Source organism: Gemmobacter nectariphilus DSM 15620, from assembly GCF_000429765.1.
Classification (GTDB): domain Bacteria; phylum Pseudomonadota; class Alphaproteobacteria; order Rhodobacterales; family Rhodobacteraceae; genus Wagnerdoeblera; species Wagnerdoeblera nectariphila.
This window is the reverse complement of the sequence record NZ_AUCM01000009.1, coordinates 174,379-199,778: the sequence shown is the minus strand read 5'-3', so window position 1 is coordinate 199,778 and position 25,400 is coordinate 174,379. Positions and strand designations below refer to the sequence as shown.

Here is a 25,400-nt window from a genome sequence, read left to right as displayed (position 1 = left end):
CCAGCCGCACCGCGCGTTCGCGGAACTCGGGTGAATACGGCTTCGCGGTCTTCTTCTTTGATGTCTGTTCCATAACGGGCAATTCTCCGAGAGTTTTGCCCTCCGGTAAACCCGGGGCGGTTCAGGATGACGCAGTTCATTTTCGCCTCCACCCTGCTGCGGCGGTGATACCCGCTCCAGTTCCGCCACAGCGCCCGGCCCAGGTGCTTCGACGCTCGCAGGATCTCGTTGCGCGCCCGGGCTCCGGCCGTGTCCGGCTTCCAGGGCCTGGCATTGCGGCGGGGCGGAATGATTGCTGCCGCGCCGTGGTCGGCGACGGCGTCGTGGCAGGCGCGCGTGTCGTAGGCACCGTCGGCAGTGACCGTCGCGATTTCCTGATCCTGGCCGATCTGCTTCAGGAGTTCCGGCAGCATTGGCGCGTCGCCGACATTGCTCGAGGTAACTTCGACAGCCCGGATCTCCAATGTTTGCTCGTCGATTCCGAGGTGGATCTTGCGCCAGACCCGGCGTTTCGAGGCTCCGTCATTGCGGCTGTGCCACTCGCCTTCGCCTTCCACCTTGATCCCGGTGCTGTCGACGAGCAGGTGCAGCGCCCCCTTGGAGCCGCGATACGGGATGATGACGTCCAATGTCTTCTGGCGGCGCGACAGGGTGCTAAAGTCAGGCACGGACCAGCCCAGCCCGGATAGTTCCAGCAGGCTCGCGACGAAACCGGTGGCCTGGCGGAGCGGCAGCCCGAGGAGGACCTTGAGGGTCAGGCAGGCATGGATGGCCGCGTCGCTATAGGCCTGCTGGCGGCCGCGACGCCCCGATGGGGTGGCCTCCCATTGCATCGAGGGATCGAACCAAACGGTCAGCGATCCGCGCTGCCTCAGCGCCTGATTGTAGCTCTTCCAGTTGGTCGTCTTGTACGTCGTCTTGGGCGGCCTGCTCATGCTGCATGGCTAGCATGCTGGATTCACAAGATGAATCCCCCCGATTTGCGCAACAGCGCCGCATCGAGATCATGTTAGCCCGGTTGAAGGACTGGCCAACGTCGGGAAAACAGTCCCTCGGACTGTTTTCTGATCCTCCCCATACATCGCAACCCGCTACGACAGACGTGCGAAGACCTTTCTCTCCGCCGTCGCTCTCGCCGCAACCGTCATCTTCTGGCTTTGACGATCAATGAGTCTGGAGCCTGGTTCGAGTATGTCAAGCAGCCGCTTTGGAAGCATAGCCCAACAGGCGCCGCCGAGAAGGCCCGTTCCGACGCAGAGGGCGCCTTTCATGTCTGCGCCCATTTGCGCTCGAATTCCCAGACGTCCTCGAAGCCGATCAGGCTGTTGAACTCCTTGAAGGAGAAGAGCGGCAGGCTCGGGCTGGCCGAGGTGCCTTCGCGCGTCAGCACGTTGAAGGCATTGTTGATCGCATGGGCGGCGGCAAGGGCGCTGGTCGCCGGGTAGATCGCCATGGAATAGCCGATTTCGGCCAGCTCCTTGACCGATCGGATCGGGGTCAGGCCACCGTCGGCCATGTTGGCCATCACCGGCTTGTCGAGGATGCGGCAGACCTCGCGCATTTCCGCTTCGCTTTCCAGCGCCTCGGCAAACAACACATCGGCGCCAGCTTCGGAATAGGCCTTGAGGCGAGCGACGATTTCGTCAAATCCGCCGGTCTGGCGGGCATCTGACCGCGCGATGATCACGGTTTCATCGCTTTGCCGGGCGGCGCAGGCGACCTTGATCTTGTCGACCATTTCGGCCGTGGGGACCACCCGCTTGAACGGGGTGTGGCCGCATTTCTTGGGAAATTCCTGATCCTCGATCTGGATGCCGACGACGCCTGCCTCTTCATAGCCGCGCACGGTGTGATGCACGTTCAGCAGCCCGCCATAGCCGGTGTCGGCATCGGCGATCACCCCGGCGTTGACCTTGGAGCACAGCGTGCGGACGCGATCGACCATCTGCGTGTAGGTGGCGATCCCGGCATCGGGCAGGCCGAAGGCCGACGCTGTCATCCAGTAGCCCGAGGCATAGGCGAACTTGAAATCATGCGTGTTGAAGATTGCAGCGGCGATCAGGTCATGCACGCCGGGGGCAAAGACGAATTCCTTGTTAACAAGGGCGGTGCGAAGCGAGGGCTTCATGGTGTTTCCTATCCTGTATGCCGGGGGCCGGTTCTAGAGGGTCTGCAGAAGGCGGGGCCCGGCCCCGTCAAAGGTGAAGCCGATGTCACGGCGGATGTGCGAGGGCACGATCACCAGCCCGTCCCGGGCGGACCGGTCCAGCAGGCCGCGCCGTGTGAGGCTGGACCTGGCCCCGTCCGCGCAGAAGCGGGAATGCCAGTCGGGCTGATAGGCTTGGGCGAGGGAATGGAACCCGTCACCGCAAAAGCAGATGTCGGGCGCGCCCTGGCGTTGCAGCTCCAGCCCGACCTGGCCGGGGGAATGGCCAGGCAGACCCAGAAGCGTCATGCCGTGCCCCAAATCTGCGCCATCCTCGACACGCTCGACCAGGCCCGCCTCGAGCACCGGCTGAACGCTGTCGGCAAAGGCGCCGTGGTTGTGCTTGCCCGGGGCGATGCCTTCTTGGGTCAGCCAGTGGTCGAGCTCGATCCCCGAGATCAGATAGCGCGCGTTCGGGAAGGTCGGCACCCAACGGCCGTTTTCAAGCCGGGTGTTCCAGCCGACGTGATCGGCGTGCAAATGGGTGCAGAGCACGATGTCGATGTCTTCGGCACGCAACCCCGCGGCCGCCAACTGGTCGAGATAGATCCGCGGCGCGATCTGATGCCATTCGGGGCGCGCAGGACGTTCCTTGCACCCGCCGACGCAGGTGTCGATCAGGATGTTCAGCCCGCCGTGGCAAAGCACCATGCTTTGCACGCCCAGAAGGATCGTGCCGGCGGCGAAATCCACATGATGCGGATCCAGCACCGCGGCATGGGGGCGCAGGGCCTCGAGGTCGCAGTCGGGAAACAGGAAGGACGCGGGCAGGGCGAAGCGGTCGATTTCGATGATGCGCTGAAGGTCGAGCGGCGTGGTCATGGGCTGCTGTCCGGCAAGGAGCGTGATGACGCTTGGTCGGCGATCTGCGGCGGGGCGAAGAATCCGCTGAACCAAACATGCTGAATCTGCACGACTTGTTGGAACAAAAGCAATATCCCATGTGGCGCGGATTGCCCGTTTGGGGGCGTCCGAGCGAGGAAACGCAGGGGGATTCGATGGAAAACTCAAGAAAAGCAGACGGTTAGATGGGGGTCTGTGGGGTGAAATATTTATACCTACAAATACTTGATAACATTTGCGCTTTGATCGAACTTGGCTACAATCCCCTCAAAGCACCGCTGACAAGCGGCAAAAAAAGCGGGCCGACAGAGGAGATTCAGCATGCTGCTCTTTCAGCAGCTCGTAAGCAGCCTGATGCTGGGCAGCGTTTACGTGAGCGTGGCCATAGCCTTCACACTGACGATCGGGATTCTGAATTTCCTGAACTTCACGATTCCGACGCTGTTCATGCTGGCGGCGGTGGTCGGATGGGCGCTGAGCTACTGGGGTCTGCCCTTTGGCCTGAGCGGTGCGCTGGCCTGGCCGCTGGCGCTGGCGGTCGGGGTGGCGATGTCGCTGCTGGTGTCGCTGCTGGTCGAGCGGATGACCTTCCGCGTGATGAAGATGCGCTTTGGCGACAGCACCGAACATGCGATTCCGCTGGTGTCGTCCCTTGGCTTCCTGCTGATCATCGAAAACCTTGTGCGCATCGCCTATGGCAGCGATGCGCAGCGCTTTGCGGGCCCCGATGTCGAGCTGACGGCGAATATCGGCGGGATTCTGGTGCGGGTGCCGCAGCTGGTGAACCTGATCGTGATCGCTGTGGTCGTGATGGGCCTGGCCTGGATGCTGCGCTACAGCCGGATCGGGCGGGGCCTGCGGGCGATTGCGGAAAACCCGGATGCGGCGAACATCCTGGGCGTCGACACCAAGGTCATCGTGCCGATCGTCTTCATGCTGTCGGGCGCCTTTGCAGGGATCGCCGGGGCAGCCTTTGCGGTGAACTATGGCGAGGTGTCGCCGCAGATGGGCGAGGATATCGGCAGCAAGGCGATCGCGGGCATGGTGATCGGGGGCCTTGGCTCGATCTGGGGCGCGGTGATCGGCGGTCTGCTGGTCGCGCTGATCGAGATCATGACGATCCATTTCTTTGGCGCCGATACAATCCAGATTGCGGTATGGGGATCGCTGCTGGTGCTGCTGCTGGTCCGTCCGCAGGGACTTCTGGGCCATAATGCCATCGGCAAGGGGAAACTGTGATGAGCGGTTACTGGGCGGGCATCTTGTCGATCCTCGCGGTCAACATCATCTTTGCCTATGCGATCTTCATTCCTGTCGCGACGGGCCAGCTGAACCTGGGCGGTGCGGGGTTCCAGGCGATCGGGGCCTATACGGCGGCGTTCCTGTCGGCCTCGGTCGGATTGTCCGTGACCTTCACGCTGCTGGCCGCCACGATCATGGCCGGAATCGCGGGTGGGGCGCTGGCCTTCCCGATCCTGCGGACCCGCGGGGTCTATCTGATCCTGGCAACCTTTGCGTTCGCCGAGGTGGTGGCAGGGGTCATCCTGAACTCGGAAACCCTGGGCGGGGCGATGGGCATGTCGGTGCCCGGCTATGTCGAATGGTATGTGCCCTGCATTCTGGCCGGAGCGGTCACGGTCTTTGTCTTCTACCTGATGGCCACCCGGTTCGGGCTGAACATGCGCGCAATCCATGACGATGACGTCGTGTCCGACCTGATGGGTGTCAATGTACGGATGACCAAGGTGATCGCCTTTGCGATCGGGGCTGCGCTGGCGGGTCTGGCCGGGGGGCTCTATGCCCATACCTTCACCTATGTCGAGGTGCAGGGCTTCAACGCCATGGTCTCGATCTATGTGCTGCTTTACGTCCTGCTGGGCGGGACGCAAACCGCCTGGGGGCCGATCGTCGGCGCCTCGTTCTTCACGCTGCTGCCCGAATTCCTGCGCGCCTTCCTGCCCAAGCTGCAGGTCTGGGTGCTGGGCGTTCTGGGGCAGGATGCGGCCACGGTCCAGCCGCCGGATGAAAGCTGGCGCTTTGTGCTGTTGGGCGTGATCACCGTCCTGATGATGGCGTTCCGCCCCGAGGGTTTTGTGACCCGTGACCTGGTCGACAGGTTCAGCTGGCGCAGCAGGCGCCTGCGCACCCCGGACGGAGCGAAATCATGACCCCGCTGCTGGAAATCCGGAACGTCTCGAAGAATTTCGACGCGTTGAAGGTGATCGATGATGTCAGCTTTTCGGTGCCTGCGAATGGCCGGACGGCGCTGATAGGGCCGAATGGTGCAGGCAAGACCACGATTTTCAACCTGATCTCGGGGTTTTACGACGTCAGCTCGGGTGTGGTGCTGCTGGACGGGATGGATATCACCAAGGTGCCTTCGCGCAAGCGGGCGGCGCTTGGTCAGGCGCGCAGCTTCCAGAACATCCGGCTGATGCCGCATCTGTCGGTCGTCGAAAACGTGATGCTGGGCCAGCAATCCCGGGCGGACGGGCTGAAGCAGGCGCTGTTGCCGCTGCGCGCCTCGCATCTGCGGGCCGAGGCCGAGGCGCAGCTGGAAAGCATGAACATCCGGGTGCATCCCGATGATGTGGTGTCCTCGTTGCCCTATGGCATCCGCAAGCAGATCGAGGTGGTGCGCGCGCTGGCCTCGAAGCCGAGGCTGCTGTTGCTGGATGAACCGGCGGCGGGGCTGAACCCGGCTGAGACCGCAGCTTTGGTCGAGTTCTTGCGGAAGATTTCCGACAGTGGCGTGACGCTGCTGGTGGTGGAACACGACATGAGCCTGGTGCGGTCGCTGTGCGATCATGCGGTGGTGCTGAACTTTGGCCGCAAGATCTATGACGGGGCGACCGCCCATGTGCATGAGGATCCGCAGGTGCTGGAGGCCTATCTGGGCCCGGGGCACGCGGGCAAGGCCGGTCTGGCTGGGGCTGTGGCGTAAGGGGGAATGCGATGCTTCTGGATGTGCAGGGCCTGACCATCACCTATGGCCGCAATACGGCCTGCGACGCGGTGGACCTGACCGTGGGGGCCGGCGAAATCGTCACTGTCCTTGGTGCGAATGGGGCCGGCAAGACCTCGCTGTTGCGCGGGCTGCAGGGTGCGGTTCCGGCGGCAGGCGGCAAGATCGTCTTTGACGGGGTCGACATGACCCGGCTGGCGCCTGCGGCGCGGGTGAAGGCGGGGATGGTTCTGGTGCCCGAGGGGCGGCAGATCTTCGTGTCGATGACCGTGCATGACAACCTGTTGATGGGCGCCTATCTGCGGTCGGATGCAGGCGGGGTGCAGGCTGACATCGAGGCGATCTATGACCGCTTCCCGAACCTGGCCTCGCGCCGGGATGCACTGGCCTCGGTGCTGTCGGGGGGCGAACAGCAGATGCTGGCGGTCGGGCGTGCGCTGGTGGGTCGGCCGCGGCTGATGATGCTGGATGAACCCTCGCTGGGGCTCTCGCCGCTGTTCGTGGGCAAGTTGTTCGAGTTGATTGCCGATCTGAACAGCCATGGTCTGGGCATTCTGCTGGTCGAGCAGAACACCACCATGGCGCTCGAGGTGGCGGCCCGCGGCTATGTTCTGGAACTGGGCCGTGTGGTTGCCGCCGATACTGCCGAAGCTCTGTCGCGCGATGCCGCGCTGACCGAGGCCTATCTGGGCCACTGAACCTGACCCAAAACCAATGCAACAGGGGAAAACAGAATGAAGCGTTATCTTGTCGCTGGTGCCGTTGCCTTGATGGCTGCCGCACCGGTCTTTGCGCAGGACAGTTACAAGATCGGCAACATCGCCGCGATGTCCGGCCCTCTGAAGGGCCCGGGCGAACCCGCGACGGTGGCGATCGACCTTGCCGTTCGGGAAATCAACGCCGCTGGCGGCATCAACGGCAAGCCGATCGAGCTGATCCGGTTCGACACCGGGTCTGACCCGAAACAGGCCTCGGTCGCGATGCGCCGGATGGCGCTGGACGACAAGGTGATCGCGGTTCTGGGGCCATTCTCGTCGGGCGAATCCAACGTTGCGCTGAATGACGCAGAGCGCCTGAAGGTCCTGACGATCCCGACCTCGGCCTCGGCGCCGGGGCTGACGGATGGCAAGAAATACGGCTGGCGCCTGTCGGAAGACGAGGTCAAGCAGTTCGGCCGCCTGCTGACCACGCTGAAGGCGAACAACATCAAGCTGGATTATGTGGACATCATCTACGTCTCGGACGAGACGATTTCGAACACGGCGGGCACCAAGGTCTATCCGGCCCTGCTGGACAGGGCCGGTGTGAAATACGGCGATCCGATCCCGGTGCAGTACAAGAGCTTCGACATGTCGGCGCAGGTTGCACAGATCCTGAAGAACAACCCCGATGCGGTGGCGGTTGCGGCGACGCCGGATTCGGCCTCGAAGATCGTCAAGGAACTTCGGCGCCAGGGCTATGCGGGCCGCGTGATCGGCTCGCAGATCTTCGCCGATCCCAACATCGTGGAACTGTTCGGCGCGGCGGGCGAGGGCACCTTTGTCGTCGCGGGCTTCTGGAAGGGCAACAATGCGCAGGCCGAGAAGTTCAACGAGGATTACATCGCGCTGGCCAAGGAACGCGGGATGCACCGCCTGGGTGCGCACCATTCGGACGCGCAGGCCTATGACACCGTCTACCTGGTCAAGCAGCTGATCGAAAAGACCAAGGTGACGGGCGATCCGGCCAAGCTCGAGGAAGAGCGTGAGGCACTGGTCAAGGCGATGCAGGGCCTGCGCTTTACCGGCGTGCTGGGCAAGGACATCTGCTGGAGCGGCAATGATGCGGAACTGCCCGGCCAGGTGATCGAGATCAAGGGCGGCAAGTGGACCCGCTTCTCCGAGACCCCTGCGGATCCCTGCTGATCCAGGCCAGCCAAGGCCCTGGCCCGCGCCGTTTGGCGCGGGCCTTTTTGTTGGGATTACGGCCTCGCGGCAATCCTATTGGTCTGGACAAATGAAAAACCACTTCGTAGCCTCGCGCAACAGGAGGCGGCGATGGCGCATGAATCAGTCTACAGTTACCGGGCCAAGCTGGGGCTGATCACCCCGCCCACCAATACAGTGAACGAGGCGGAATGGGCGCGGCTGGTGCCAGCGGGGGTAACCGTCCATTCGCACCGGATGCCGCTGCATGGGCACGGCAATCCAGATGCGCTGCTGGCCGATATCGTGGCCAATGTGGGCCTGCTGGGTCAGGCCAATGTCGATGTCGTGGCCTATGCCTGCACGGCCGGGTCGATGGTGGTTCCCGCGCACTCCTTGCCCGAGGCTGCAAGCGCAAGCGCGGGGCGCCCGGTTGTCACCACGGCAGCGGCGATCGTTTCCGCCTTGCAGGCGCTGAAGGTCAGCCGCGTGTCGATCGCAACGCCCTATCATCAGGCGCTGAACGATCACGAGGTGGAGTTTCTGCAGGCCCATGGTGTGACGACCGATGCGATCCTGGGCCTTGGTCTGGGCGCGAACGGGCCTGGCGACTATCCGTTCATTGCCCGCACGCCGCTGGAAAAGGTCGAGGAAATCGCGCTGCGCGCCTTTGTTCTGGGCTCGCAGGCGCTGTTGATCACCTGCACCGATTTCCCCTCGCTTCCGCTGATCCCCAGGCTGGAACAGGAACTGGGCGTGCCGGTTCTCAGCTCGAACACCGCGACGCTGTGGGCCAGCCTGCGCCGCGCCGGGATCGATGATGCGATCCCTGCCGGCGGCGCGCTGATGGAGATGTGACGATGGCGCAGACGCTGTATGACAAGCTGTGGCTCAGCCATGTGGTGCGTGATTTCGCCGATGGCAGTTCGCTGATCTATGTGGACCGGCATTTGCTGCACGAGGTGTCCACGCCGCAATCCTTCGTGGCGATGGACAAGCGCGGCCTGCGTGCCCGCCGTCCCGAGGCGAACCTGGCCGTGGCCGATCACGCTGTGCCGACGGTGAACCGCGACAAGCCGATCGCCGACCCGATGGCCGCGCGCCAGACTGCCCGGCTGATCGAGAATGTCGCGCGCCACAAGATCCCCTATATCGCACTCGACGATATCCGGCAGGGGATCGTGCATGTGATGGGCCCGGAACAGGGGTTCACTCTGCCCGGGATCACGCTGGCCTGCGGCGACAGCCACACCTCGACCCACGGGGCCTTCGGGGCTCTGGCCTTTGGCATTGGCGCTTCGGAATGCGGGATCGTGATGGCAACGCAGGCGCTGGTGCAGCGCAAGGCGTGCAACATGAAGGTGGTGCTGAAGGGCGCAATGCCGCCGGGCCTGACCACAAAGGATATTGCCCTGAAGCTGATCGCGACGGTGGGGGCGAACGGGGCGGCCGGCCACGCCATCGAATATGTCGGACCCGCGCTGGCCGACATGGGCATGGAAGCGCGGATGACCCTGTGCAACATGGCGATCGAGGCCGGTGCGCGGGTTGCCCTGATTGCGCCTGACGCGACGACCTTTGCCTGGCTGAAGGATCGGCCAATGGCCCCCAAGGGCGATCTGTGGGAGGCCGCGCTGGCCTATTGGCAGACGCTGCGCAGCGACGCCGATGCAAGCTATGACCGCGAGGTCGAGATCGACCTCGAGGGGCTGGCGCCTCATGCAACCTGGGGCACCTCGCCCGAGGATGCGCTGCCAATCGATGCACCGATCCCCGACCCGGCGCTGGATGCCAACCCCCAGCGCGGCGCGCGACATAAAAAAGCGCTGGATTACATGGGCTTGCGACCGGGTCAGCGGCTCGAGGGCCTGCCCGTCGATGTGGTCTTCATCGGGTCTTGCACCAATGGCCGACTGGCCGATCTGCAGGCCGCGGCGGCGGTGCTGAAAGGGCGCCGCGTGCAGGAAGGGGTGCGGGCCATCGTCGTTCCGGGCTCGGGCCTCGTCAAGGCGCAGGCCGAGGCGCAAGGTCTGGACCATATCTTCAAGCAGGCCGGGTTCGAATGGCGCGATGCGGGCTGTTCGATGTGCGTTGCGATGAACGGCGATACGATCGCGCCTGGGGAACGCTGCGCCTCGACCTCGAACCGCAACTTCGAGGGGCGGCAGGGCAAGGGCGGGCGCACGCATCTGATGTCGCCCGCGATGGCGGCGGCCGCGGCCGTGACCGGCACCCTGACCGATGTGCGCAAGCTGGAGGCGCTGGCATGATCACCCCGCTGACCCGGATCACCTCGCGCGCGGCGTATTTCCCGGAAACCAACATCGACACCGATATCATCTTTCCCGCCCGCTACCTTCTGCGGCTCGAGCGCGAGGGCCTGGGCGAATGCGCCTTTCGCGATCGCCGCTTCACGTCCGAAGGGGCCGAGATCGCCGATTTCCCGCTGCATCGGGACGGCTGGCGCGGGGCGCAGGCGATCGTGGCGGGGCCGGGCTTTGGCTGTGGCTCGTCGCGCGAACATGCGGTCTGGGCGCTGGTGGACTTTGGCATTCGGCTGGTGATCGCGCCCGATTTCGGCGACATCTTTGCCGGCAATGCGGTCAAGAACGGGCTTCTGGTGCTGCGCCTGCCCAAGGAGGTCTGCGACGACCTGGGCCGCAAGGCGGACGAGGGCGCGCAGTTCGAGCTGGACATGCAGGCGCAGACGCTGTGCGTCGATGGCATGAAGGTGTGCGATCTTGGCCTTTCAGAAGAGGTGCAGCAGGCCTTCCTGAACGGCTGGGACGAAACCGACGTGATCTTGAACCGCGACCTGCCGGCGATCGAGGCCTTCGAGTCGGGCCACAAGCTGCGCCAGCCCTGGCTGTTCGCATAAGACGGCGTTTATCGGTACAAGCCAACAAACGGTTTGACAGGATGTCCGTATCTATGCAGTCTCGACACGGGTTGCCGATTTTCCGGGAGCTGGTGCAATACCGACAGGTTCGCCTGCATTTCCTGCCTGAATGACCCCTCTGCTACGACCAATGGCCCGCCACAAGAGGCCGGACGCGATGGCAAACGACAAGGATGCAACAGGGATTATGAACATGAACACACTGGTCAAGACGCTTGCCTTTGCGCTGGGGGTCGGCTTCGTCCTTCCTGCGCAGGCACAGATGGTGGGTCTTGCCACCACGACGGGCGGGGCGACGGAGCAACTGGCGATGCATCTGGCCAAGGTGCTGTCGGAAACCACCGATCTGACGATGCGCCCGCAGGTGATGGCCAATACCTCGCAGTATATCCCCCAGATCAACCTGGGCCGGATTGAAATGGGGATCGCCAATTTCCCGCAGGTGTCCCATGCGGTCCAGGGGATCGGCATGTCCGAGGGAGACCCCAATCCCAATCTGGTGATGCTTGCCTCGATCATCCCGTTCAACGCAGGCATCGTGGTGCCCGAAAGCACGGGAATCGCGACACTGGCCGATCTGAAGGGCCGCAAGGTGCCGCAATTCCCGAAGAACTCTTTGGGCGAGTTCTTCTTTACTGCCGCGATGGAAACAGCGGGGGTGACCTATGCCGACGTGCAGGGGGTGCCGACAGCGAATTTCGCCCAGCAGTTCAAGAACGTGAAGGACGGCACCACCGAGGTGACGATTGGATCGGTGGGCGCCCAGTCGATCATGGATGTCGAGGCCAGCGCGGGCAAGGTGCGCTATCTGTCCTTCAAGCCGGGTGACGAGGCGATCTTGTCGAAATATCTGCCCGGCACCAATCTGAAGACCTGGGGGGATCGGCCGGCGGCTGCGGGCATGACCCCGGAAACCACGGTGCTGTTCTATGACTACACCCTGTTCGGCCACAAGGACCTGCCGGCCGAGGTGGTGACCAAGGTTCTGGCCGCGCTCTATGACAACCCCGAGGTGGTCAAGCAAGGTGGCCCGCTGTGGGGTGAATACGATCCCGCGATGCTGGCCCATGTGACGACGCTGCCCTACCATCCGGCGGCCGAGGCCTTCTATCGCGAAAAGGGCATCTGGGGCGGCAAATAGGCCGCATCAGCCCGCGCCTTCCTGCACCGGGGGGGCGCTTTTCACAGCGAGGGGGTCTGGGATGACCGATCACGGGTTGCGCGGCAGGGTAACCAGAACCACACTGGCCGGCCTTGCCATTGTTGTACCGCTGATCGCGATTGCGGGCGTGCTGGGCGTTCCGCAGAAGCTCGGGTTGATGATCTTCCCCCAGCAGCTTGCGGCGCTGATGCTGTGCGCCTCGCTTGCCGTGTGTTTTCTGCGCGGAAGCCTGTCGCCAACGGCCCGGTTCTGGCAGCTGGATCTTGGCCTTGCCGCGCTGTCACTGGCGCTTGGGCTGCACGTCTTCCTGCGGTTCCAGATCCTTTCCGAACGTTCGCACCAGTACCCGACCGAGGCCTTGATCCTGGGCTGTGTGGTCATCGGCTTGATGATGGAGGGGCTGCGGCGCGTCATCGGCTATACGCTGGTGGTCATTTTTGGCCTTTTGCTGCTGTACGCGGTTGCGGGCCATTATGTGCCAGGTGCCTTGCAGGGGCGTCCGCAGCCGCTGGGCGATGTGGTGCGGTTTCTGGGCACGGATTCCTCGGCGACCTGGGGGCAATCGTTGCAGATTGCGGCGTTTGTCGTGGTGCTGTTTGTGCTGTTCGGGGCGTTCCTGATTGCAACGGGCGGGTCGGAGTTCTTTTCGAACCTTGCGGGCCGGATCTCGGGCAAGGGGCCCGGTGGTGCGGCAAAGGTCGCGGTGACGGCCTCGTGCCTGACGGGGATGATTTCGGGCAGCGCGGTTTCGAACGTGATGACGACCGGGGTGGTGACGATCCCTGTGATGAAGCGGGCGGGATTTTCAGCCACCAATGCCTCGGCGATCGAGGCGGTGGCCTCGACCGGCGGGCAACTGATGCCGCCGCTGATGGGTGCGGCCGCCTTCCTGATGGCGGAAATTCTGCGGGTGCCGTACCGTGACATCATCGTGGCCGCCGCCTTGCCTGCGCTTTTGTATTTCGTCTCGATCTATGTGCAGATCGACTTCATGGCGCGGCGCGACAACATGGCCAGCATGGAGGCCACCCGCCGCCAGCCCTTTCTGGAAATCCTGGCCGAGGGCTGGATCAGTGTGCTGGCGATCGTGGCGTTGATGCTGGGTATCTTTGCCTTCAACCACTCGGCCGAGGTCGCGGCGGTCTATGCCACGGGGGTGACGGTTGTGCTGGCGCTGGGCGCCTATCTGTTGCGCCTGCGCCACGGCGGGATGAGCCCGCGCCAGATTCTGAAGGCTTTGGTCGATGCGGGCGTCTCAACCTCCGAGGTCCTGCTGATCACGGCTGCCGCAGGCATGATCATCGGGCTGATGACGCTTACGGGGCTTGGCTTCACGCTCAGCTATTACCTGATGACCTTCGGGTCCGAGAGCCTGTTCGCGCTTCTGCTGCTGTCGGCAGGGATCGCGCTGCTGCTGGGGCTGGGCCTGCCGACGACGGGCGTCTATCTGCTGCTGGCCACGCTGACCGCGCCTGCGCTGGTCGAGCTTGGCGTTCCGCCGATCCCGGCGCATATGTTCCTGCTGTATTACGGCATGCTGTCGATGATCACCCCGCCGATCGCGCTGGCGGCCTTTGCCGCGGCCAGCATCGGCGGCGCCAACCAGCACAAGACCGGGATCGCGGCGTTCAGGTTCGGCTGGCTGTCCTACTTCCTGCCGTTCTTTTTCATCTACAAGCCGGGCCTGCTGCTCGAGACCACCTGGCCGCAAGCGGTCTATGTGTTCGTGTCGACGATCGTGTCACTGTCGCTGATCGCCGCGGCCTTTCTGGGCCATGGCCACCGCAAGCTGGGATGGCGCGCGCGGGCGGTCTGGCTGGCCTTGGGGGTGGCAATCATGTTCCCGCTGGATCGGCTTTTGTTTTCCGCTCTCGACTACAGCGTGGCAATGCTTGGGTTGGCGGTGCTGTTGCAGCACATCCTGATGCGCGATGGCCGCTTCCTGACGCTGCGGGCGGCCAGGGAATGAGCGGCCGTCATGTGATCGTGGCAGGCGGAAGCCGTGGCATTGGCGCGGCCTGTGCCGACTGGTTCCGGGCGGCAGGCGAGCGGGTCACGGTGCTGTCGCGCAGCGGCGGTGTGGATCTGGCCGATCCCCGGGCGGCAGCGGCCGCGATCGCCCGCGCCGAGGCAGAGCAGGGGCCGGTCGAGGTGCTGGTCTGCACCGCCGGCGCCGCCCGGCAGGCGCCGCTGGCCGAGCTGTCGGCGCACGCCTTGCGGGCCGGGATGGAGGCCAAGTATTTCACCTATGTCAACGCGATCATGCCGGCGCTGCAGTCGATGGCCAGGCAGGGCGCCGGTGTTGTGGTGAATGTGATCGGCGCAGGCGGGCAGGTGGCCTCGGTCACCCATCTGCCGGGCGGGGCGGCCAATGCCGCGCTGATGCTGCTGACCACGGGGCTTGGCCATGCCTATGGCAGCCGCGGTGTGCGGGTCGTGGGCGTGAACCCGGGCGCAGTGGCGACCGAGCGGTTCGAGCAGATGGTTCAGGCGCGCGCCACCCAGGCAGGCACCGACCCGGCGCAGGTCCGGGTTGAGCTGGCAAAGGCCTTTCCCTCTGGTCAGGTGCCGACGCCGCAAGAGATCGCCGCGGTCGTGGCCTTTCTGGCCAGCGATGCCGCCTCGGCCGTCAATGGCACGATCCTGCGCGTCGATGGCGCGTCAAATCCTGTGGTGTAAGGCGGGCAAAAATACCATTCTTTCCCAAAAGAATTGTTGATTTGTCACTACCTTTTGGACAGAGTGTCGGCACAGAGTCAGGATGAACGGAGGTGGCGCGGATGTCCGGCAGTGCAGATCGCGTGTTGGTTGTGGGGGCGGGTCCGGTCGGGCTGGTGGCGGCGACATGCCTTGCCGAAGCGGGAATTCCTGTCACCGTGATCGAGGCAAGCGATGATCTTCCCAAGGATCTGCGGGCCTCGACCTTCCATCCGCCGACGCTGGACATGCTGGACCGCTTTGGCGTGTCCGGCCGCCTTGTCGAGCGCGGGTTGGTCTGCCCCAAGTGGCAGTTCCGCGACCGCAAGGAAGGTCTGGTGGCCGAATTCGATCTGGGCATCCTGAAAGGCGAGACAAACCACCCCTACCGCCTGCAGTGCGAGCAGTGGAAATTGACCGAACATCTGCGCGACATGCTGATGCGCGATGGCGGGGTCGAGATCCTGTATGGCAGCCGCGGCTTGTCGGTCAGCCAGACTGACGATGATGTGACGTTGACGATCTCTACCCCCGATGGCGGCACGCGCGAGCTGCGTGCGCGCTACCTGATCGCCTGCGACGGGGCGCACAGCAATATTCGCAAGTCGCTGAATATCGAGTTCGAGGGGCTGACCATCCCCGAGATCTTCCTGTCGATGTCCACGCATTTCGACTTTGCCAAGGCGATCCCCGATCTTGCCCCGATTGCCTATGTCACCGACCCGAGCGAATGGGCGGTGCTGCTGCGCACGCCCTCGCTGTGGCGGGTGCTGCTGCCGACCGATCCCAGCCTGTCGGACGAGCAGGTGAAAGACCCCGCCGTCATGGAATCGCGCCTGCAGGCGCTGTGCCCCAACCCGGATCGCTATGACATCGTCCACTCGACCGCCTACCGCGTGCATCAGCGTGTCGCGAAAAGCTATGTGGCCGGGCGGGTGTTCCTGGCAGGCGATGCGGCGCACCTGAACAACCCGCTGGGCGGGATGGGCATGAACGGCGGCGTGCATGACGCGGTGAACCTGACCGAAAAGCTGGCCCAGGTCTGGAACGGCGCGCCTTTGGACATCATGGGCCGCTATGAACGCCAGCGCCGCAAGGCAGCGATCGATACGGTTCAGGCGCAATCGCTGCGCAATCGGCAGATCATGGCCGAGACCGACCCGGCCGCGCGCAAGGCCTATCACGATGATCTGCGCGCCATCGTGGCCGATCCGGTCCGGCACAAGGACTACCTGATGCGGTCGTCGATGCTGGGGTCGCTCAAGGAACTCGAAAGCGTCGCGTGACGCTTTCGGCAACAGGGGAAAAAGATGACTGACAGCCTTGGATACCGCATGAAATTCGGCGTCATTGCGCCGTCCACCAACACCTCGGTGCAGCCGGAATTCGACAGCATGCGCCCGGTCGGGGTGACCAACCATTTCTCGCGCATCGTGATCCCGGATGATCCGGTCCATTCGGACGACGATTTCAACGAACTGGTGATGCGGATCCGCGCGGCGACGATGGATGCGATCGACGCGGTCAAGACCTGCTCGCCCGGCGCGCTGATCATGGGCATGTCGGCGGAAACCTTCTGGGACGGCAAGGAACGCGCCGACACCTTGAAGGCGCAGGTCGAGGACCGTGCCGGAATGCCGGTCGCGATGGGCTCGGATGCCTGCCAGGCCGCGCTCTCGAAGATGGGCGACATCAAGCGCATCGCGGTCATCACCCCCTACATGCCGATCGGGGATGAGCAGGTGCGCAAGTTCTTTACCGATTGCGGCTACGAGGTGGTCACGGTCAAGGGCCTGAAGTGCAAGAGCCCGATGCTGATAGCGCATGAAAGCGAACAGACCCTGCGCGATGCGATCATCGAGGTGAACGACCCCTCGGTCGAGGCGATCGTGCAGGCGGGCACGAACCTTGCGATGGCGCGTGTCGGTGCAATCGCGGAATTCTGGCTCGACAAGCCGGTCATCGCGATCAACACCGCGACCTACTGGCACGCCCTGCGGATGAACGGGATCGAAGACAAGGTGCAGGGCTTCGGCTCGCTGTTGTCGCATCACTGAACCGGGGAGGCTGGGCCGATGCAGTATGATTTTGTTCCGATGTCCGCGCGCAAGCCGCTGAAATGGCCGGGTGATCAACGGCTTGCGGTGCTTCTGACGATCAATTTCGAATACTGGGATCCGGTCCAGCCCACCGACAAACCCTACTATCCGGGCGGGCCCGGCATCGTTGGCGGCAACCTGCCGGGGAATGTCTATGACAACCCGAACTTCACCTGGCGCGAATATGGCCAGCGCGTCGGCGTCTGGCGGATGTTCGACGTGTTCGATGCCGAGGGCGTTCCCGCCAGCTGCACGATGAACGCCAAGATGGCGCTGGAGCGGCGCGAGGTGATCGACGCCGCGCTTGCCCGCAACTGGGAAATCGTCGCGCACAACTATGTGCAGGACGAGTTGCTGACCGATTACATGTTCGACGAAGCGGCCGAGCGTGATGTGATCCGCCGCACCTTGCAGGTCTATGAACAGACCGTGGGTCGAAAGGCGCGGGGCTGGCTGTCCAGCTCGTTGCGCTCGACGCTCAACACCATCGATATTCTGGCCGAGGAAGGCCTGACCTTCGTCACCGACCTGTTGAACGACGACCAGCCCTATCTGGTCAAGACGCGGTCGGGCAAGCCGATGGTGTCGATCCCCTATACCTCCGAGGTCAACGATTTCAGCTTCTTGCGGCAAGGGCTGACGGTGGAAACCGGCTTCCAGATGTTCAAGGAGCAGTTCGACTGGCTTTATGCCGAAAGCGCGACAAGCGGGCGCTTCATGAACATTGGCCTGCATCCGCATGTGATCGGCCAGCCGTTCCGGATCCGCGCCCTGCGCGACTTCATTCGCTACGCCAAGCAGTTCGACGGCGTCTGGTTCCCCAAACGCGAGGAAATCGCGGATTGGTATCTTCAAAACCACGCAGACCACATTCCCCCGAAAGCCTGATCCCCGGAGGAGTTCGCATGAAGGACCTGCGCGCCGAACTGGCTCGCGCGCCGCGTGCCGTGACCAGCTATGTGGGCGGGGGTTTTGTGGCAACCCACGGTGCGCCGATCCCGGTGATCGACCCATCCACCCGCGCCGTGGTCGCCACCCTGCACGAGGCTGACGCGGCCGAGGTCGATCGCGCCGTTGCCGCCGCCAGCGCGGCCTTCGAGACCGGACCCTGGGCGCGTGCCAGCGTTGCGGACCGGCAGAAGGTCCTGATGGACATTCATGCGGCCATTCTGGACCACGCTGATGAGTTGGCAGCGCTCGAGACCCTGAATACCGGCATTCCGCTGCGGCAGACGCGGGGGATGCATGTGCCGCGCGCGGCCCAGAATTTCAGGTTCTTTGCCGAATTCATCAACCAGCAGGGCGGGGACGTCTACACCCAGGAGCCGGGCTATCTGAGCCTGGTGACCTATGATCCGATCGGGGTCTGCGCGCTGATCGGGCCGTGGAACATGCCGCTGGGGCTGACCGCGATGAAGATGGCCGGGGCCCTGGCCTTTGGGAACACCTGCGTGGTGAAGCCATCGGAAATCACGCCGCTGACCCTGGCGCGGTTGTTCCAGATCCTGCATGACCGCGCCATCCTGCCCGATGGCGTCATCAATCTGGTCAATGGCAGCGGCGCTGTCACAGGGGCTGCGCTGTCGGGGCATCCTGACATCGACATGGTGTCTTTCACCGGCGGGACCGAGACGGGCGCGCGCATCCTGACTGCGCTTGCGCGCGGCATCAAGGGCGGCGCGATGGAGCTGGGCGGCAAGTCGGCCTCGATCATCTTCGCCGATGCCGACATGGGCCGGGCGGTGGATGGGGCGATGCTGGGCAGTTTCATGAACAACGGGCAGATGTGCCTTGCGGGCAGCCGGATCTTTGTGCATCGCTCGGTCGCGGATCGTGTGATTGATGAATTTGCAACCCGCACCAAGGCGTTGCGTATTGGCGATCCGTTCGATCCCGAAACCGAGATCGGCCCGATGATCAACGCGGCGCAGCTGGACCGGGTGCAATCCTACGTCGCCTCGGGTCTTGCCGAGGGGGCCAAGTTGCTGGCCGGCGGCAAGCCGTGCGAGGGATCGGGCGGCGGGTTCTATCTGGAGCCCACGGTGATGCGCGCGCCAAGCAATGCGCTGGCGATCTGCCAGGAAGAGATTTTCGCGCCCTTTGCCACCTTCCAGGTCTTTGACGACGAGGACGAGGTGATCGCGCGCGCCAATGATAGCCGCTTTGGCCTGGTCGGCTATGTCTGGACGCAGGAACTGGAACGGGCGATGCGCGTGTCCGGGCGGCTTCGGACCGGGACGGTGCTGGTCAACACCCCGATCCTGCGCGACCTTCGCACGGGGTTTGGCGGCGTGCGCCAGTCCGGGCTGGGGCGCGAGGGGGCCAAGGGCTCTCGCGCGATGTTCACCGAGATGAAATCCACCATCATCGCGCTGCAGCCCCCCGCGCTGCCGCGTCTGGGCATATGAGGGCCCCATGACACATCATCCATCGTTGCGCGACCGGGTCGTGCTGATCACCGGCGCCTCGCGCGGTCTGGGACGGGAAATGGCGCTGGACCTGGCCGAGGCCGGGGCGCGGGTGGTGCTGACGGCTTCGGCCGACAGCCCCGATTGGCAGGATACCCTGGCCGGGATCGGCCCGGATCGCGCTCTGGGCATCATTGCCGATGCCGCAAACCCTGCCGAGGCCGAGCGCGTGGTTGCCGAGGCCGAGGCGCGCTTTGGCCGCGTGGATGTGCTGGTGAACAATGCCGGGCGCGGCATGCGCCTGATCAGCGAGACGTTCAACACCGTTCCCACCCGCTTCTGGGAGGCCCGCCCCGAAGATTGGCGCGCCATCATCGAGGTGAACCTGAATGGCGCCTTCTACATGGCGCGCGCGGTCACGCCCGGGATGATTGCCCGCGGGTTCGGCAAGATCATCAACATCTCGACGTCGGACCAGACCATGGTGCGGCGCGGCTATGCCCCCTATGGCCCCTCGAAAGCCGGGCTGGAGGCGGCGTCGCGCGTCTGGGCGCAGGATCTGGCGGGAACCGGGGTCGATGTGAACGTCTATCTGCCAGGCGGTGCGGCCGACACGGCGCTGTTGCCGCCCGGGCTGGACCGCAAGGGGGCCGATGGCAACCTGCTGCCGCCGTCCATCATGCGGCGCGGCATCGGCTGGCTGTGTTCGGATCAATCGAACGGCGTGACCGGCGCGCGCTTCATCGCGCGGCTGTGGGACGAGGCTTTGGAACCCGCTGCCGCCGCTGCGGGCGCGCGCAGCCCGGCTGTCGAGCGGCCGTCGATCATGTGATCACTCGCCCGATTGCGGGCGGGCGCGCTTGATTTTCATCATGTAGGTCATCTGGTCCGCCGGGTGCCAGTTGAACGAGGCGATCAGCACCCCGTTTTCGGTGATGTAGCGGCGCAGCAATTGCAGTGACAGCGACCCGTCCGGCAGGCCGAGCAGGCGCGAGATCGAGGTGGGCATGGCCAGCGCGCGGATCTCCTGCTGCGCTTCCTTGATGGTTTCGTGCGAGCGGCGTTCGAGCAGGTCGAAGAACGGCCCCTGAAGGTCCGAGAATTCGGGAAGCAGGCTCTCGAACCGCTCGGGCACATAGCTTTCGATGTAGCAGATCGGCCGCCCGCCCGGCGCTGTCCAGCGAATGCCAAAGACGTGGAACCAGCGTTCCCCGGCATGACCGCCGACGCGGCTGGCAAGGGTTTCGTCAAGGATCACAGCCTCTTGGCCGAGAATCACCATGTAGGTATCCAGCGCCACCTGGAACAGTTCGTGCAGCGAGTTGAAGGATTGGTAATAGCCGGTCTGCGCCTTGGTCGAGATGACGCGCGTTCCCATGCCCTGACGGCGCTCGACATAGCCATCCTCGGTCAGGCAGCGCAGCGCCTCGCGGATGGTGGACCGGCTGGTGTCAAATTCCGCAGCCAGTTCGATCTCTGTCGGCATCAGTTCGCCAAGGGGGTATTGGCCGGACACGATCCGCTCGCTCAATTCCTTATGGATGCGCGAGTAGCGCGGGCCGCCATTGTCGGAATCAGTGAATTGTGCAGGAGCCTTCATCGCGTTTCACCTTGAACTTTGCCCTCCTTATAGCCCACGTTGTCCGGTCATGACAGGGCTTCCGGGAGGATGCGGCGGGAAGTGTCGGAAAAAATGGCAAAATGAGGGGCCGGGACCACGCGGAAAGCCTATTCGCCCCCTCATATTGATATGGACAAATAATTTTTTATAGCGACAATTGGGCATGATGACTGAGGCCGGGCTGGCCGCCGGTCTGATTGATGCAGCCAAGGAAAGGCACCTGCACATGGCGAACCCAGCATTGAAGGCCGCTGTCACCTCGGGCGAGTTCGTCCTTGCGCCCGGGGTGTTCGAACTGATCTCGGCCCTGATCGCCGATCAGATGGGGTTCAAGGCGCTCTATGTCACGGGCTATGGCACTGTTGCCTCGTATCTGGGGATGCCCGATGCCGGGATCGCGACCTATACCGATATGATCACCCGGATCGCGCGCATCGTCGAACGCACCAGGACGCCGGTGATCGCTGACGCCGATACGGGCTATGGCGGCCTGCTGAACGTGCGCCACACTGTGCAGGGCTATGAACAGGCGGGTGTGTCCGCGATCCAGCTCGAGGATCAGGAATTTCCCAAGAAATGCGGCCACACCCCCAACCGCCGCGTGATCCCGCTGGAGGATATGGTCCGCAAGATCGAGGTGGCCGTGGATGCCCGGCGCAGCGACGATTTCCTGATCATCGCGCGCACCGATTCCCGCACTGGCCTGGGCCTTGATGAAGCGATCAGGCGCGGCAAGGCCTTTGCCAAGGCGGGCGCCGATATTGTCTTTGTCGAATCCCCGGAATCCGAGGAAGAGATGCGCCGCGTGGCGGAAGAGATCGACGCGCCGCTGTTCGCCAACATGGTCAACGGCGGGCGCACGCCGCTTTTGCCGGCCGACCGGCTGAAGGACCTGGGCTATGCCATCGGCATCCATCCCGCCGTCGGCTTCCTTGCCATGGGGGCTGCGCTGCGCAAGGCCTATGCCGATCTCAAGGACCACGGCGAGACCACCGACGCGGTCGAGCTTTACAACTTTGCAGGCTTCAACGAGCTTTTGGGCTTCCCCGAGGTCTGGGAGTTCGAGAAGCGCTTTGCCCAGGTCTGAAAGGACAGCCGATGACCGATGATCTGAACGAGAATTACCGCAAGGCCTATGGCAACCGGGTGGGGTTTGGCCGCACCCCGGCGCTGATCCTGATTGACTTTGCGCAGGCCTATTTCGACCCGGACTGCACCCTGTATGCCGGGGTCGATGCGGCGCTGGATTCGGCGCTGCGCCTGCGCGAGGCGGCCCATGCGGCGGGTGTGCCGGTGATCTGGACCGAGGTAACCTATCAGCGCGGGCTGCATGGGCGTGATGGCGGGCGGTTCTTTGAAAAGGCGCTGCCGCTCAAGGCATTCATGCAGGGCGAGCCCACGGCCGCCTTTGCCTGCGGCCTGACCCCGCGCGAGGATGAACTGGTTGTGTCCAAGCAGTATCCCTCGGCGTTCTTCGGCACCTCGCTGGCCTCGACCCTGACAGCGGGCGGGCATGACAGCGTCATCCTGACCGGGCTGACGACTTCGGGCTGTGTGCGGGCGTCGTGCGTGGATGCGATGTCGCACGGCTTCCGCACGATCGTCGTGGCCGAGGCTTGCGGCGATCGCCACCCCGGCCCGCATGAGGCGAACCTGTTCGACATGAACGCGAAATACGCCGATGTGGTGACGGAATCCGAAACGCTTGCCTATCTTTCCACCCTGGCTGCGCAGAGGGCTTTGGCATGAGCGCACGTCGGATCGTTCTTCTGGGCGGGGCGGGCGGCATTGGCCGGGCGCTCTTGGCGCAGTTGCAGGGCGATGGGTTTGACACGGTCGTCATGGACCTGCCAGCCTCGATCGCGGCGCACGGGTTGACGGGGATCGGGGTCGACATCACCAGCGAGGCTTCGATCGCGGCGGCTTTTGCCGAACTGGATGCGCTGGGCGGGCCGGTGCATGGCTTTGTGAACCTGGCCGGTTACAACAGCCGCGTGGTGCCGCTGGCCGATACCGAGGCTGCCTATTTCGACGACATCATCGCGGGCAATCTGCGCGGGGCCTATCTGGCCGCGCGCGCCGCGATGCCGCGGCTGGTGAAGGACGGCACGGGCAGTTTCGTGATGGTCGCCTCGGGCCTTGCGGCGCATGTGCGTCCGGGGTTCGGGGCCTATTCGGCGTCCAAGGCTGCGGTGGTGGCGATGACCAAGACGCTGGCGCTGGAACATGCGCCCCAGCTCCGGGTCAATGCGGTTGCGCCGGCGGTGGTGGACACTGCCTTCCTGCGCGGCGGCACCGGCCGGTCGGCCGAGGATGGCCCGGCAGTGGTGAACCTTGAGGCCTATCGCGCCGCGACGCCGCTGCAACGCATCGCGACGCCCGCCGATGTCGTCGGCCCGATCCGCTTCCTGCTGGGGCCGGACAGCGGCTTCATGACGGGGCAGGTGCTGTGGGTGAACGGCGGCGGCTACATGCCGTGACGGGCGGCGGTCAATCCGCCGTCCATCCGCCATCCAGCATCAGGGCAGAGCCTGTCATCAGGCCGGAGGCATCGCTGGCAAGGTAGATCGCCGCGCCGACGATGTCGTCGACCGTGCCGATCCGGCCCAGCTTGATCTTTTGCAGCACGCTGGCGCGGAAGGCCGCATCCTCAAGGAACGGCTTGGTCATCGGCGTTTCGATGAAGGTCGGGCAGATCGTGTTGACGCGGATGCCCTTGGGGCCAAGTTCCGCCGCAAGCGCCTTGGTAAACCCCTCCAGCGCCCATTTCGAGGCGCAGTAAAGCGTGCGGCTCGCCGCCCCCACATGCCCCATCTGCGAGGACATGTTGATGATCGAGCCGCGCAGACCCGCCGCCACCATCGCCCCGCTGACCGCCTGTGCGGCAAAGATCGCGGCGCGCACATTCAGGCCCATGACGGCGTCGTAATCGTCTTCCGTTACCTCGGACAGCGGTTTGGGCCGGTTGGTGCCAGCGTTGTTCACGAAGATGTCGGGCGCGGGCATCGCCGCCACGGCAGCAGCAAAGGCGCGGGTGTCGGTCACATCGCAGACCAGCACCCGCGCCTGGCCACCTGCGGCGCGGATCGCCTGGGCCGCCGCATCCAGTTCAGGGGCGGAACGGGCGCAAAGGATCACCTCTGCCCCCGCCTCGGCCAGACCGCGCGCGATCCCCTCGCCGATGCCGCGCCCCGCGCCTGTGATCAGCGCGCGTTTGCCCGCCAGCGAAAAGCGGGTCATTCCGCCGCCGCGCCATAGGGCACGTTGCGCTTGCCATAGCGGCGCACGCGGATGTTGCACTGTTCGGCATGTCCCACGAAGCCTTCAAGGATGCACAGCCGCGATCCGTAGGCGCCGATCATCGCCGCCGCCTCGTCGGTCAGGATGCGCTGATAGCTGTGGGTCTTGATGAACTTGCCAACCCAAAGTCCGCCAGTGTAGCGGCCCGCCTTCTTGGTCGGCAGCGTGTGGTTGGTGCCGATCACCTTGTCGCCATTGGCGACGTTGGTGCGGGGGCCCAGGAACAGCGCGCCATAGCTGTGCATGTGCGCCAGATACCAGTCGTCGCGGTCGGTCATCACCTGCACATGTTCCGAGGCGATGTCATTGGCGACCTGCAGCATCTCCTCATGCGTGTCGCAGACGATGACTTCGCCAAAGTCCTGCCAGCTGCGGCTGGCGGTGTCCGCGGTGGGCAGGATCGTTAGCAGGCGGTCGATTTCAGCCATCGTCGCCTCGGCCAGCTTGCGCGAATTGGTCAGCAGCACGGCCGGAGAGTTGTAGCCGTGTTCAGCCTGCCCCAGCAGGTCGGTGGCGCAAAGTTCCCCATCGACCGTGTCATCCGCGATCACCATCGTCTCGGTCGGGCCTGCGAACAGATCTATGCCGACGCGGCCGAACAGCTGGCGCTTGGCCTCGGCAACATAGGCGTTGCCGGGGCCGACCAGCATGTCGACCGGCGCGATGGTTTCGGTGCCAAGCGCCATTGCCGCGATGGCCTGGATACCGCCCAGCACATAGATTTCATGCGCGCCGCCGAAATGCATTGCGGCGATCACCGCCGGGTTCGGCTTGCCCTTGAAGGGCGGGGTGGCCGCGATGATCCGCGGCACGCCCGCGACCGAGGCGGTGGCCACCGACATATGCGCCGAGGCAACCATCGGGAATTTTCCGCCCGGCACATAGCAGCCAACCGACTGCACCGGAATGTTGCGATGGCCCAGGATCACGCCGGGCAGGGTCTCGACCTCGATGTCGCGGATCGAGGCCAGCTGCGCGCGGGCAAAATTGCGGACCTGTTCTTGCGCGAACCTGATGTCCTCGATCTCGCGCGGGGTCAGTTGCGCGATCAGCGCATCGATTTCAGCCTGTGTCAGGCGAAAGGCGGCCGGGGAATAGCCGTCGAACTTTTCCGAAAGCGCGCGCACGGCGGCATCGCCATTCGCCTCGATGTCCTGAAGGATCGCCTCGACCGCGCTGCGGGTGGCGAGATCGTCGCGGGCGCGGTCCGCCTCGGGTTTGCCGCGCTTGAGATAGGTGATGGCCATTGCGATTGCCTTGCTGATGGGTCTTGCAAAAGTCTATCGGCGGCGCACT

Annotated in this window: 25 protein-coding genes and 1 pseudogene; 20 read left to right on the top strand and 6 right to left on the bottom strand. The window is 64.3% G+C overall.

What is annotated here, in order from left to right:
- The coding region (locus G481_RS23605) for an IS5 family transposase (protein ID WP_245594958.1) at positions 1-935 on the bottom strand (935 nt) is incomplete at its 3' end.
- A 41-nt stretch (positions 936-976) separates the two neighbouring features.
- On the opposite strand from G481_RS23605, the pseudogene G481_RS26685 reads away from it, so the two are divergent.
- Positions 977-1,161 (top strand): annotated as a pseudogene (locus tag G481_RS26685) (hypothetical protein); the annotation flags it as partial.
- Between the two features lie 106 nt (positions 1,162-1,267).
- Here the strand turns inward: G481_RS26685 and G481_RS0111290 are convergent.
- Positions 1,268-2,128 (bottom strand): isocitrate lyase/PEP mutase family protein, encoded by an 861-nt coding sequence (locus tag G481_RS0111290; protein ID WP_028030126.1) that lies wholly within the window; start codon positions 2,126-2,128, stop codon positions 1,268-1,270.
- 33 nt (positions 2,129-2,161) lie between these two features.
- Positions 2,162-3,028 (bottom strand): MBL fold metallo-hydrolase, encoded by an 867-nt coding sequence (locus G481_RS23600; RefSeq protein ID WP_035025818.1) that lies wholly within the window; start codon positions 3,026-3,028, stop codon positions 2,162-2,164.
- A 342-nt stretch (positions 3,029-3,370) separates the two neighbouring features.
- On the opposite strand from G481_RS23600, the gene G481_RS0111280 reads away from it, so the two are divergent.
- The 16 genes from G481_RS0111280 to G481_RS23585 all read left to right on the top strand — a co-directional run bounded on the left by G481_RS0111280 (position 3,371) and on the right by G481_RS23585 (position 20,015).
- Entirely contained in the window at positions 3,371-4,288 is a 918-nt protein-coding gene (locus G481_RS0111280; protein ID WP_028030125.1) for a branched-chain amino acid ABC transporter permease, read from the top strand.
- Positions 4,288-5,217, top strand: coding sequence for a branched-chain amino acid ABC transporter permease (locus G481_RS23595; RefSeq protein WP_051294478.1), 930 nt, complete (start codon positions 4,288-4,290; stop codon positions 5,215-5,217). Before G481_RS0111280 ends, G481_RS23595 begins: the two co-directional genes overlap by 1 nt.
- The gene (locus G481_RS0111270) at positions 5,214-5,993 is read left to right on the top strand and encodes an ABC transporter ATP-binding protein (protein WP_028030124.1); all 780 of its coding nucleotides are present in this window, start codon (positions 5,214-5,216) and stop codon (positions 5,991-5,993) included. Before G481_RS23595 ends, G481_RS0111270 begins: the two co-directional genes overlap by 4 nt.
- A gap of 11 nt (positions 5,994-6,004) precedes the next feature.
- A complete protein-coding gene (locus G481_RS0111265; RefSeq protein ID WP_028030123.1) occupies positions 6,005-6,712 on the top strand; it encodes an ABC transporter ATP-binding protein in 708 nt (235 codons plus the stop codon).
- A gap of 36 nt (positions 6,713-6,748) precedes the next feature.
- On the top strand, positions 6,749-7,918 hold the full coding sequence (locus tag G481_RS0111260) for an ABC transporter substrate-binding protein (RefSeq protein WP_028030122.1): 1,170 nt from the start codon (positions 6,749-6,751) through the stop codon (positions 7,916-7,918).
- Between the two features lie 132 nt (positions 7,919-8,050).
- Entirely contained in the window at positions 8,051-8,776 is a 726-nt protein-coding gene (locus tag G481_RS0111255; RefSeq protein ID WP_028030121.1) for a maleate cis-trans isomerase family protein, read from the top strand.
- The gene (gene leuC / locus G481_RS0111250; protein ID WP_211235199.1) at positions 8,773-10,188 is read left to right on the top strand and encodes a 3-isopropylmalate dehydratase large subunit; all 1,416 of its coding nucleotides are present in this window, start codon (positions 8,773-8,775) and stop codon (positions 10,186-10,188) included. The genes G481_RS0111255 and leuC overlap by 4 nt, the downstream gene beginning before the upstream one ends.
- Positions 10,185-10,796, top strand: a complete 612-nt coding sequence (leuD, locus tag G481_RS0111245) for a 3-isopropylmalate dehydratase small subunit (protein ID WP_035025816.1) — start codon at positions 10,185-10,187, stop codon at positions 10,794-10,796. The genes leuC and leuD overlap by 4 nt, the downstream gene beginning before the upstream one ends.
- A 214-nt stretch (positions 10,797-11,010) precedes the next feature.
- Complete coding sequence (locus G481_RS0111240) at positions 11,011-11,958, top strand: TAXI family TRAP transporter solute-binding subunit (protein WP_161630524.1); 948 nt, start codon at positions 11,011-11,013, stop codon at positions 11,956-11,958.
- Positions 11,959-12,019: 61 nt separating this feature from the next.
- Positions 12,020-13,948, top strand: a complete 1,929-nt coding sequence (locus tag G481_RS23590; RefSeq protein ID WP_051294477.1) for a TRAP transporter permease — start codon at positions 12,020-12,022, stop codon at positions 13,946-13,948.
- Positions 13,945-14,658, top strand: a complete 714-nt coding sequence (locus G481_RS0111230) for an SDR family oxidoreductase (protein ID WP_028030117.1) — start codon at positions 13,945-13,947, stop codon at positions 14,656-14,658. The genes G481_RS23590 and G481_RS0111230 overlap by 4 nt, the downstream gene beginning before the upstream one ends.
- 101 nt (positions 14,659-14,759) lie before the next feature.
- Positions 14,760-15,962 carry an FAD-dependent oxidoreductase gene (locus G481_RS0111225; RefSeq protein WP_028030116.1) on the top strand — a complete coding sequence of 401 codons (1,203 nt, stop codon included), beginning with the start codon at positions 14,760-14,762 and terminating at the stop codon, positions 15,960-15,962.
- A 24-nt stretch (positions 15,963-15,986) separates the two neighbouring features.
- Positions 15,987-16,733 carry a maleate cis-trans isomerase family protein gene (locus G481_RS0111220; protein ID WP_028030115.1) on the top strand — a complete coding sequence of 249 codons (747 nt, stop codon included), beginning with the start codon at positions 15,987-15,989 and terminating at the stop codon, positions 16,731-16,733.
- Positions 16,734-16,751: 18 nt separating this feature from the next.
- A complete protein-coding gene (locus G481_RS0111215) occupies positions 16,752-17,663 on the top strand; it encodes a polysaccharide deacetylase family protein (protein WP_028030114.1) in 912 nt (303 codons plus the stop codon).
- A 17-nt stretch (positions 17,664-17,680) separates the two neighbouring features.
- Positions 17,681-19,183: an aldehyde dehydrogenase gene (locus G481_RS0111210; protein WP_051294476.1), complete on the top strand. Its 1,503-nt coding sequence runs from the start codon at positions 17,681-17,683 to the stop codon at positions 19,181-19,183.
- Positions 19,184-19,190: 7 nt separating this feature from the next.
- The gene (locus G481_RS23585) at positions 19,191-20,015 is read left to right on the top strand and encodes an SDR family NAD(P)-dependent oxidoreductase (RefSeq protein ID WP_051294475.1); all 825 of its coding nucleotides are present in this window, start codon (positions 19,191-19,193) and stop codon (positions 20,013-20,015) included.
- Here the strand turns inward: G481_RS23585 and G481_RS23580 are convergent, their stop codons facing one another.
- On the bottom strand, positions 20,016-20,783 hold the full coding sequence (locus G481_RS23580) for a GntR family transcriptional regulator (RefSeq protein ID WP_051294474.1): 768 nt from the start codon (positions 20,781-20,783) through the stop codon (positions 20,016-20,018).
- A gap of 247 nt (positions 20,784-21,030) precedes the next feature.
- Between G481_RS23580 and G481_RS0111195 the strand changes: the two genes are divergently transcribed.
- From G481_RS0111195 to G481_RS0111185, 3 genes are read left to right on the top strand one after another with little or no spacing between them, the layout of a single operon-like run.
- On the top strand, positions 21,031-21,891 hold the full coding sequence (locus G481_RS0111195; RefSeq protein ID WP_028030112.1) for an isocitrate lyase/PEP mutase family protein: 861 nt from the start codon (positions 21,031-21,033) through the stop codon (positions 21,889-21,891).
- 11 nt (positions 21,892-21,902) lie between these two features.
- Positions 21,903-22,553 (top strand): isochorismatase family protein, encoded by a 651-nt coding sequence (locus tag G481_RS0111190; RefSeq protein WP_028030111.1) that lies wholly within the window; start codon positions 21,903-21,905, stop codon positions 22,551-22,553.
- Entirely contained in the window at positions 22,550-23,284 is a 735-nt protein-coding gene (locus G481_RS0111185) for an SDR family NAD(P)-dependent oxidoreductase (protein WP_028030110.1), read from the top strand. The genes G481_RS0111190 and G481_RS0111185 overlap by 4 nt, the downstream gene beginning before the upstream one ends.
- 10 nt (positions 23,285-23,294) lie before the next feature.
- Here G481_RS0111185 and G481_RS0111180 read toward each other — a convergent pair whose 3' ends face one another.
- Positions 23,295-24,044 (bottom strand): SDR family NAD(P)-dependent oxidoreductase, encoded by a 750-nt coding sequence (locus tag G481_RS0111180; protein WP_028030109.1) that lies wholly within the window; start codon positions 24,042-24,044, stop codon positions 23,295-23,297.
- Entirely contained in the window at positions 24,041-25,351 is a 1,311-nt protein-coding gene (hisD, locus tag G481_RS0111175) for a histidinol dehydrogenase (RefSeq protein WP_028030108.1), read from the bottom strand. Before hisD ends, G481_RS0111180 begins: the two co-directional genes overlap by 4 nt.
- Between the last annotated feature and the right edge of the window lie 49 nt (positions 25,352-25,400).

Coding starts and splice junctions, on each gene's coding strand:
- G481_RS0111240 (WP_161630524.1), top strand. CDS start 11,011: ATGAACACACTGGTCAAGACGCTTGCCTTTGCGCTGGGGGTCGGCTTC.
- G481_RS23585 (WP_051294475.1), top strand. CDS start 19,191: ATGACACATCATCCATCGTTGCGCGACCGGGTCGTGCTGATCACCGGC.
- G481_RS0111280 (WP_028030125.1), top strand. CDS start 3,371: ATGCTGCTCTTTCAGCAGCTCGTAAGCAGCCTGATGCTGGGCAGCGTT.
- G481_RS0111290 (WP_028030126.1), bottom strand. CDS start 2,128: ATGAAGCCCTCGCTTCGCACCGCCCTTGTTAACAAGGAATTCGTCTTT.
- G481_RS0111185 (WP_028030110.1), top strand. CDS start 22,550: ATGAGCGCACGTCGGATCGTTCTTCTGGGCGGGGCGGGCGGCATTGGC.
- G481_RS0111230 (WP_028030117.1), top strand. CDS start 13,945: ATGAGCGGCCGTCATGTGATCGTGGCAGGCGGAAGCCGTGGCATTGGC.
- G481_RS0111195 (WP_028030112.1), top strand. CDS start 21,031: ATGGCGAACCCAGCATTGAAGGCCGCTGTCACCTCGGGCGAGTTCGTC.
- hisD (WP_028030108.1), bottom strand. CDS start 25,351: ATGGCCATCACCTATCTCAAGCGCGGCAAACCCGAGGCGGACCGCGCC.
- G481_RS23600 (WP_035025818.1), bottom strand. CDS start 3,028: ATGACCACGCCGCTCGACCTTCAGCGCATCATCGAAATCGACCGCTTC.
- G481_RS0111220 (WP_028030115.1), top strand. CDS start 15,987: ATGACTGACAGCCTTGGATACCGCATGAAATTCGGCGTCATTGCGCCG.
- G481_RS0111265 (WP_028030123.1), top strand. CDS start 6,005: ATGCTTCTGGATGTGCAGGGCCTGACCATCACCTATGGCCGCAATACG.
- G481_RS0111215 (WP_028030114.1), top strand. CDS start 16,752: ATGCAGTATGATTTTGTTCCGATGTCCGCGCGCAAGCCGCTGAAATGG.
- G481_RS0111210 (WP_051294476.1), top strand. CDS start 17,681: ATGAAGGACCTGCGCGCCGAACTGGCTCGCGCGCCGCGTGCCGTGACC.
- G481_RS0111180 (WP_028030109.1), bottom strand. CDS start 24,044: ATGACCCGCTTTTCGCTGGCGGGCAAACGCGCGCTGATCACAGGCGCG.
- leuD (WP_035025816.1), top strand. CDS start 10,185: ATGATCACCCCGCTGACCCGGATCACCTCGCGCGCGGCGTATTTCCCG.
- G481_RS0111260 (WP_028030122.1), top strand. CDS start 6,749: ATGAAGCGTTATCTTGTCGCTGGTGCCGTTGCCTTGATGGCTGCCGCA.
- G481_RS0111255 (WP_028030121.1), top strand. CDS start 8,051: ATGGCGCATGAATCAGTCTACAGTTACCGGGCCAAGCTGGGGCTGATC.
- G481_RS0111225 (WP_028030116.1), top strand. CDS start 14,760: ATGTCCGGCAGTGCAGATCGCGTGTTGGTTGTGGGGGCGGGTCCGGTC.
- G481_RS23590 (WP_051294477.1), top strand. CDS start 12,020: ATGACCGATCACGGGTTGCGCGGCAGGGTAACCAGAACCACACTGGCC.
- G481_RS23595 (WP_051294478.1), top strand. CDS start 4,288: ATGAGCGGTTACTGGGCGGGCATCTTGTCGATCCTCGCGGTCAACATC.
- G481_RS0111270 (WP_028030124.1), top strand. CDS start 5,214: ATGACCCCGCTGCTGGAAATCCGGAACGTCTCGAAGAATTTCGACGCG.
- G481_RS0111190 (WP_028030111.1), top strand. CDS start 21,903: ATGACCGATGATCTGAACGAGAATTACCGCAAGGCCTATGGCAACCGG.
- G481_RS23580 (WP_051294474.1), bottom strand. CDS start 20,783: ATGAAGGCTCCTGCACAATTCACTGATTCCGACAATGGCGGCCCGCGC.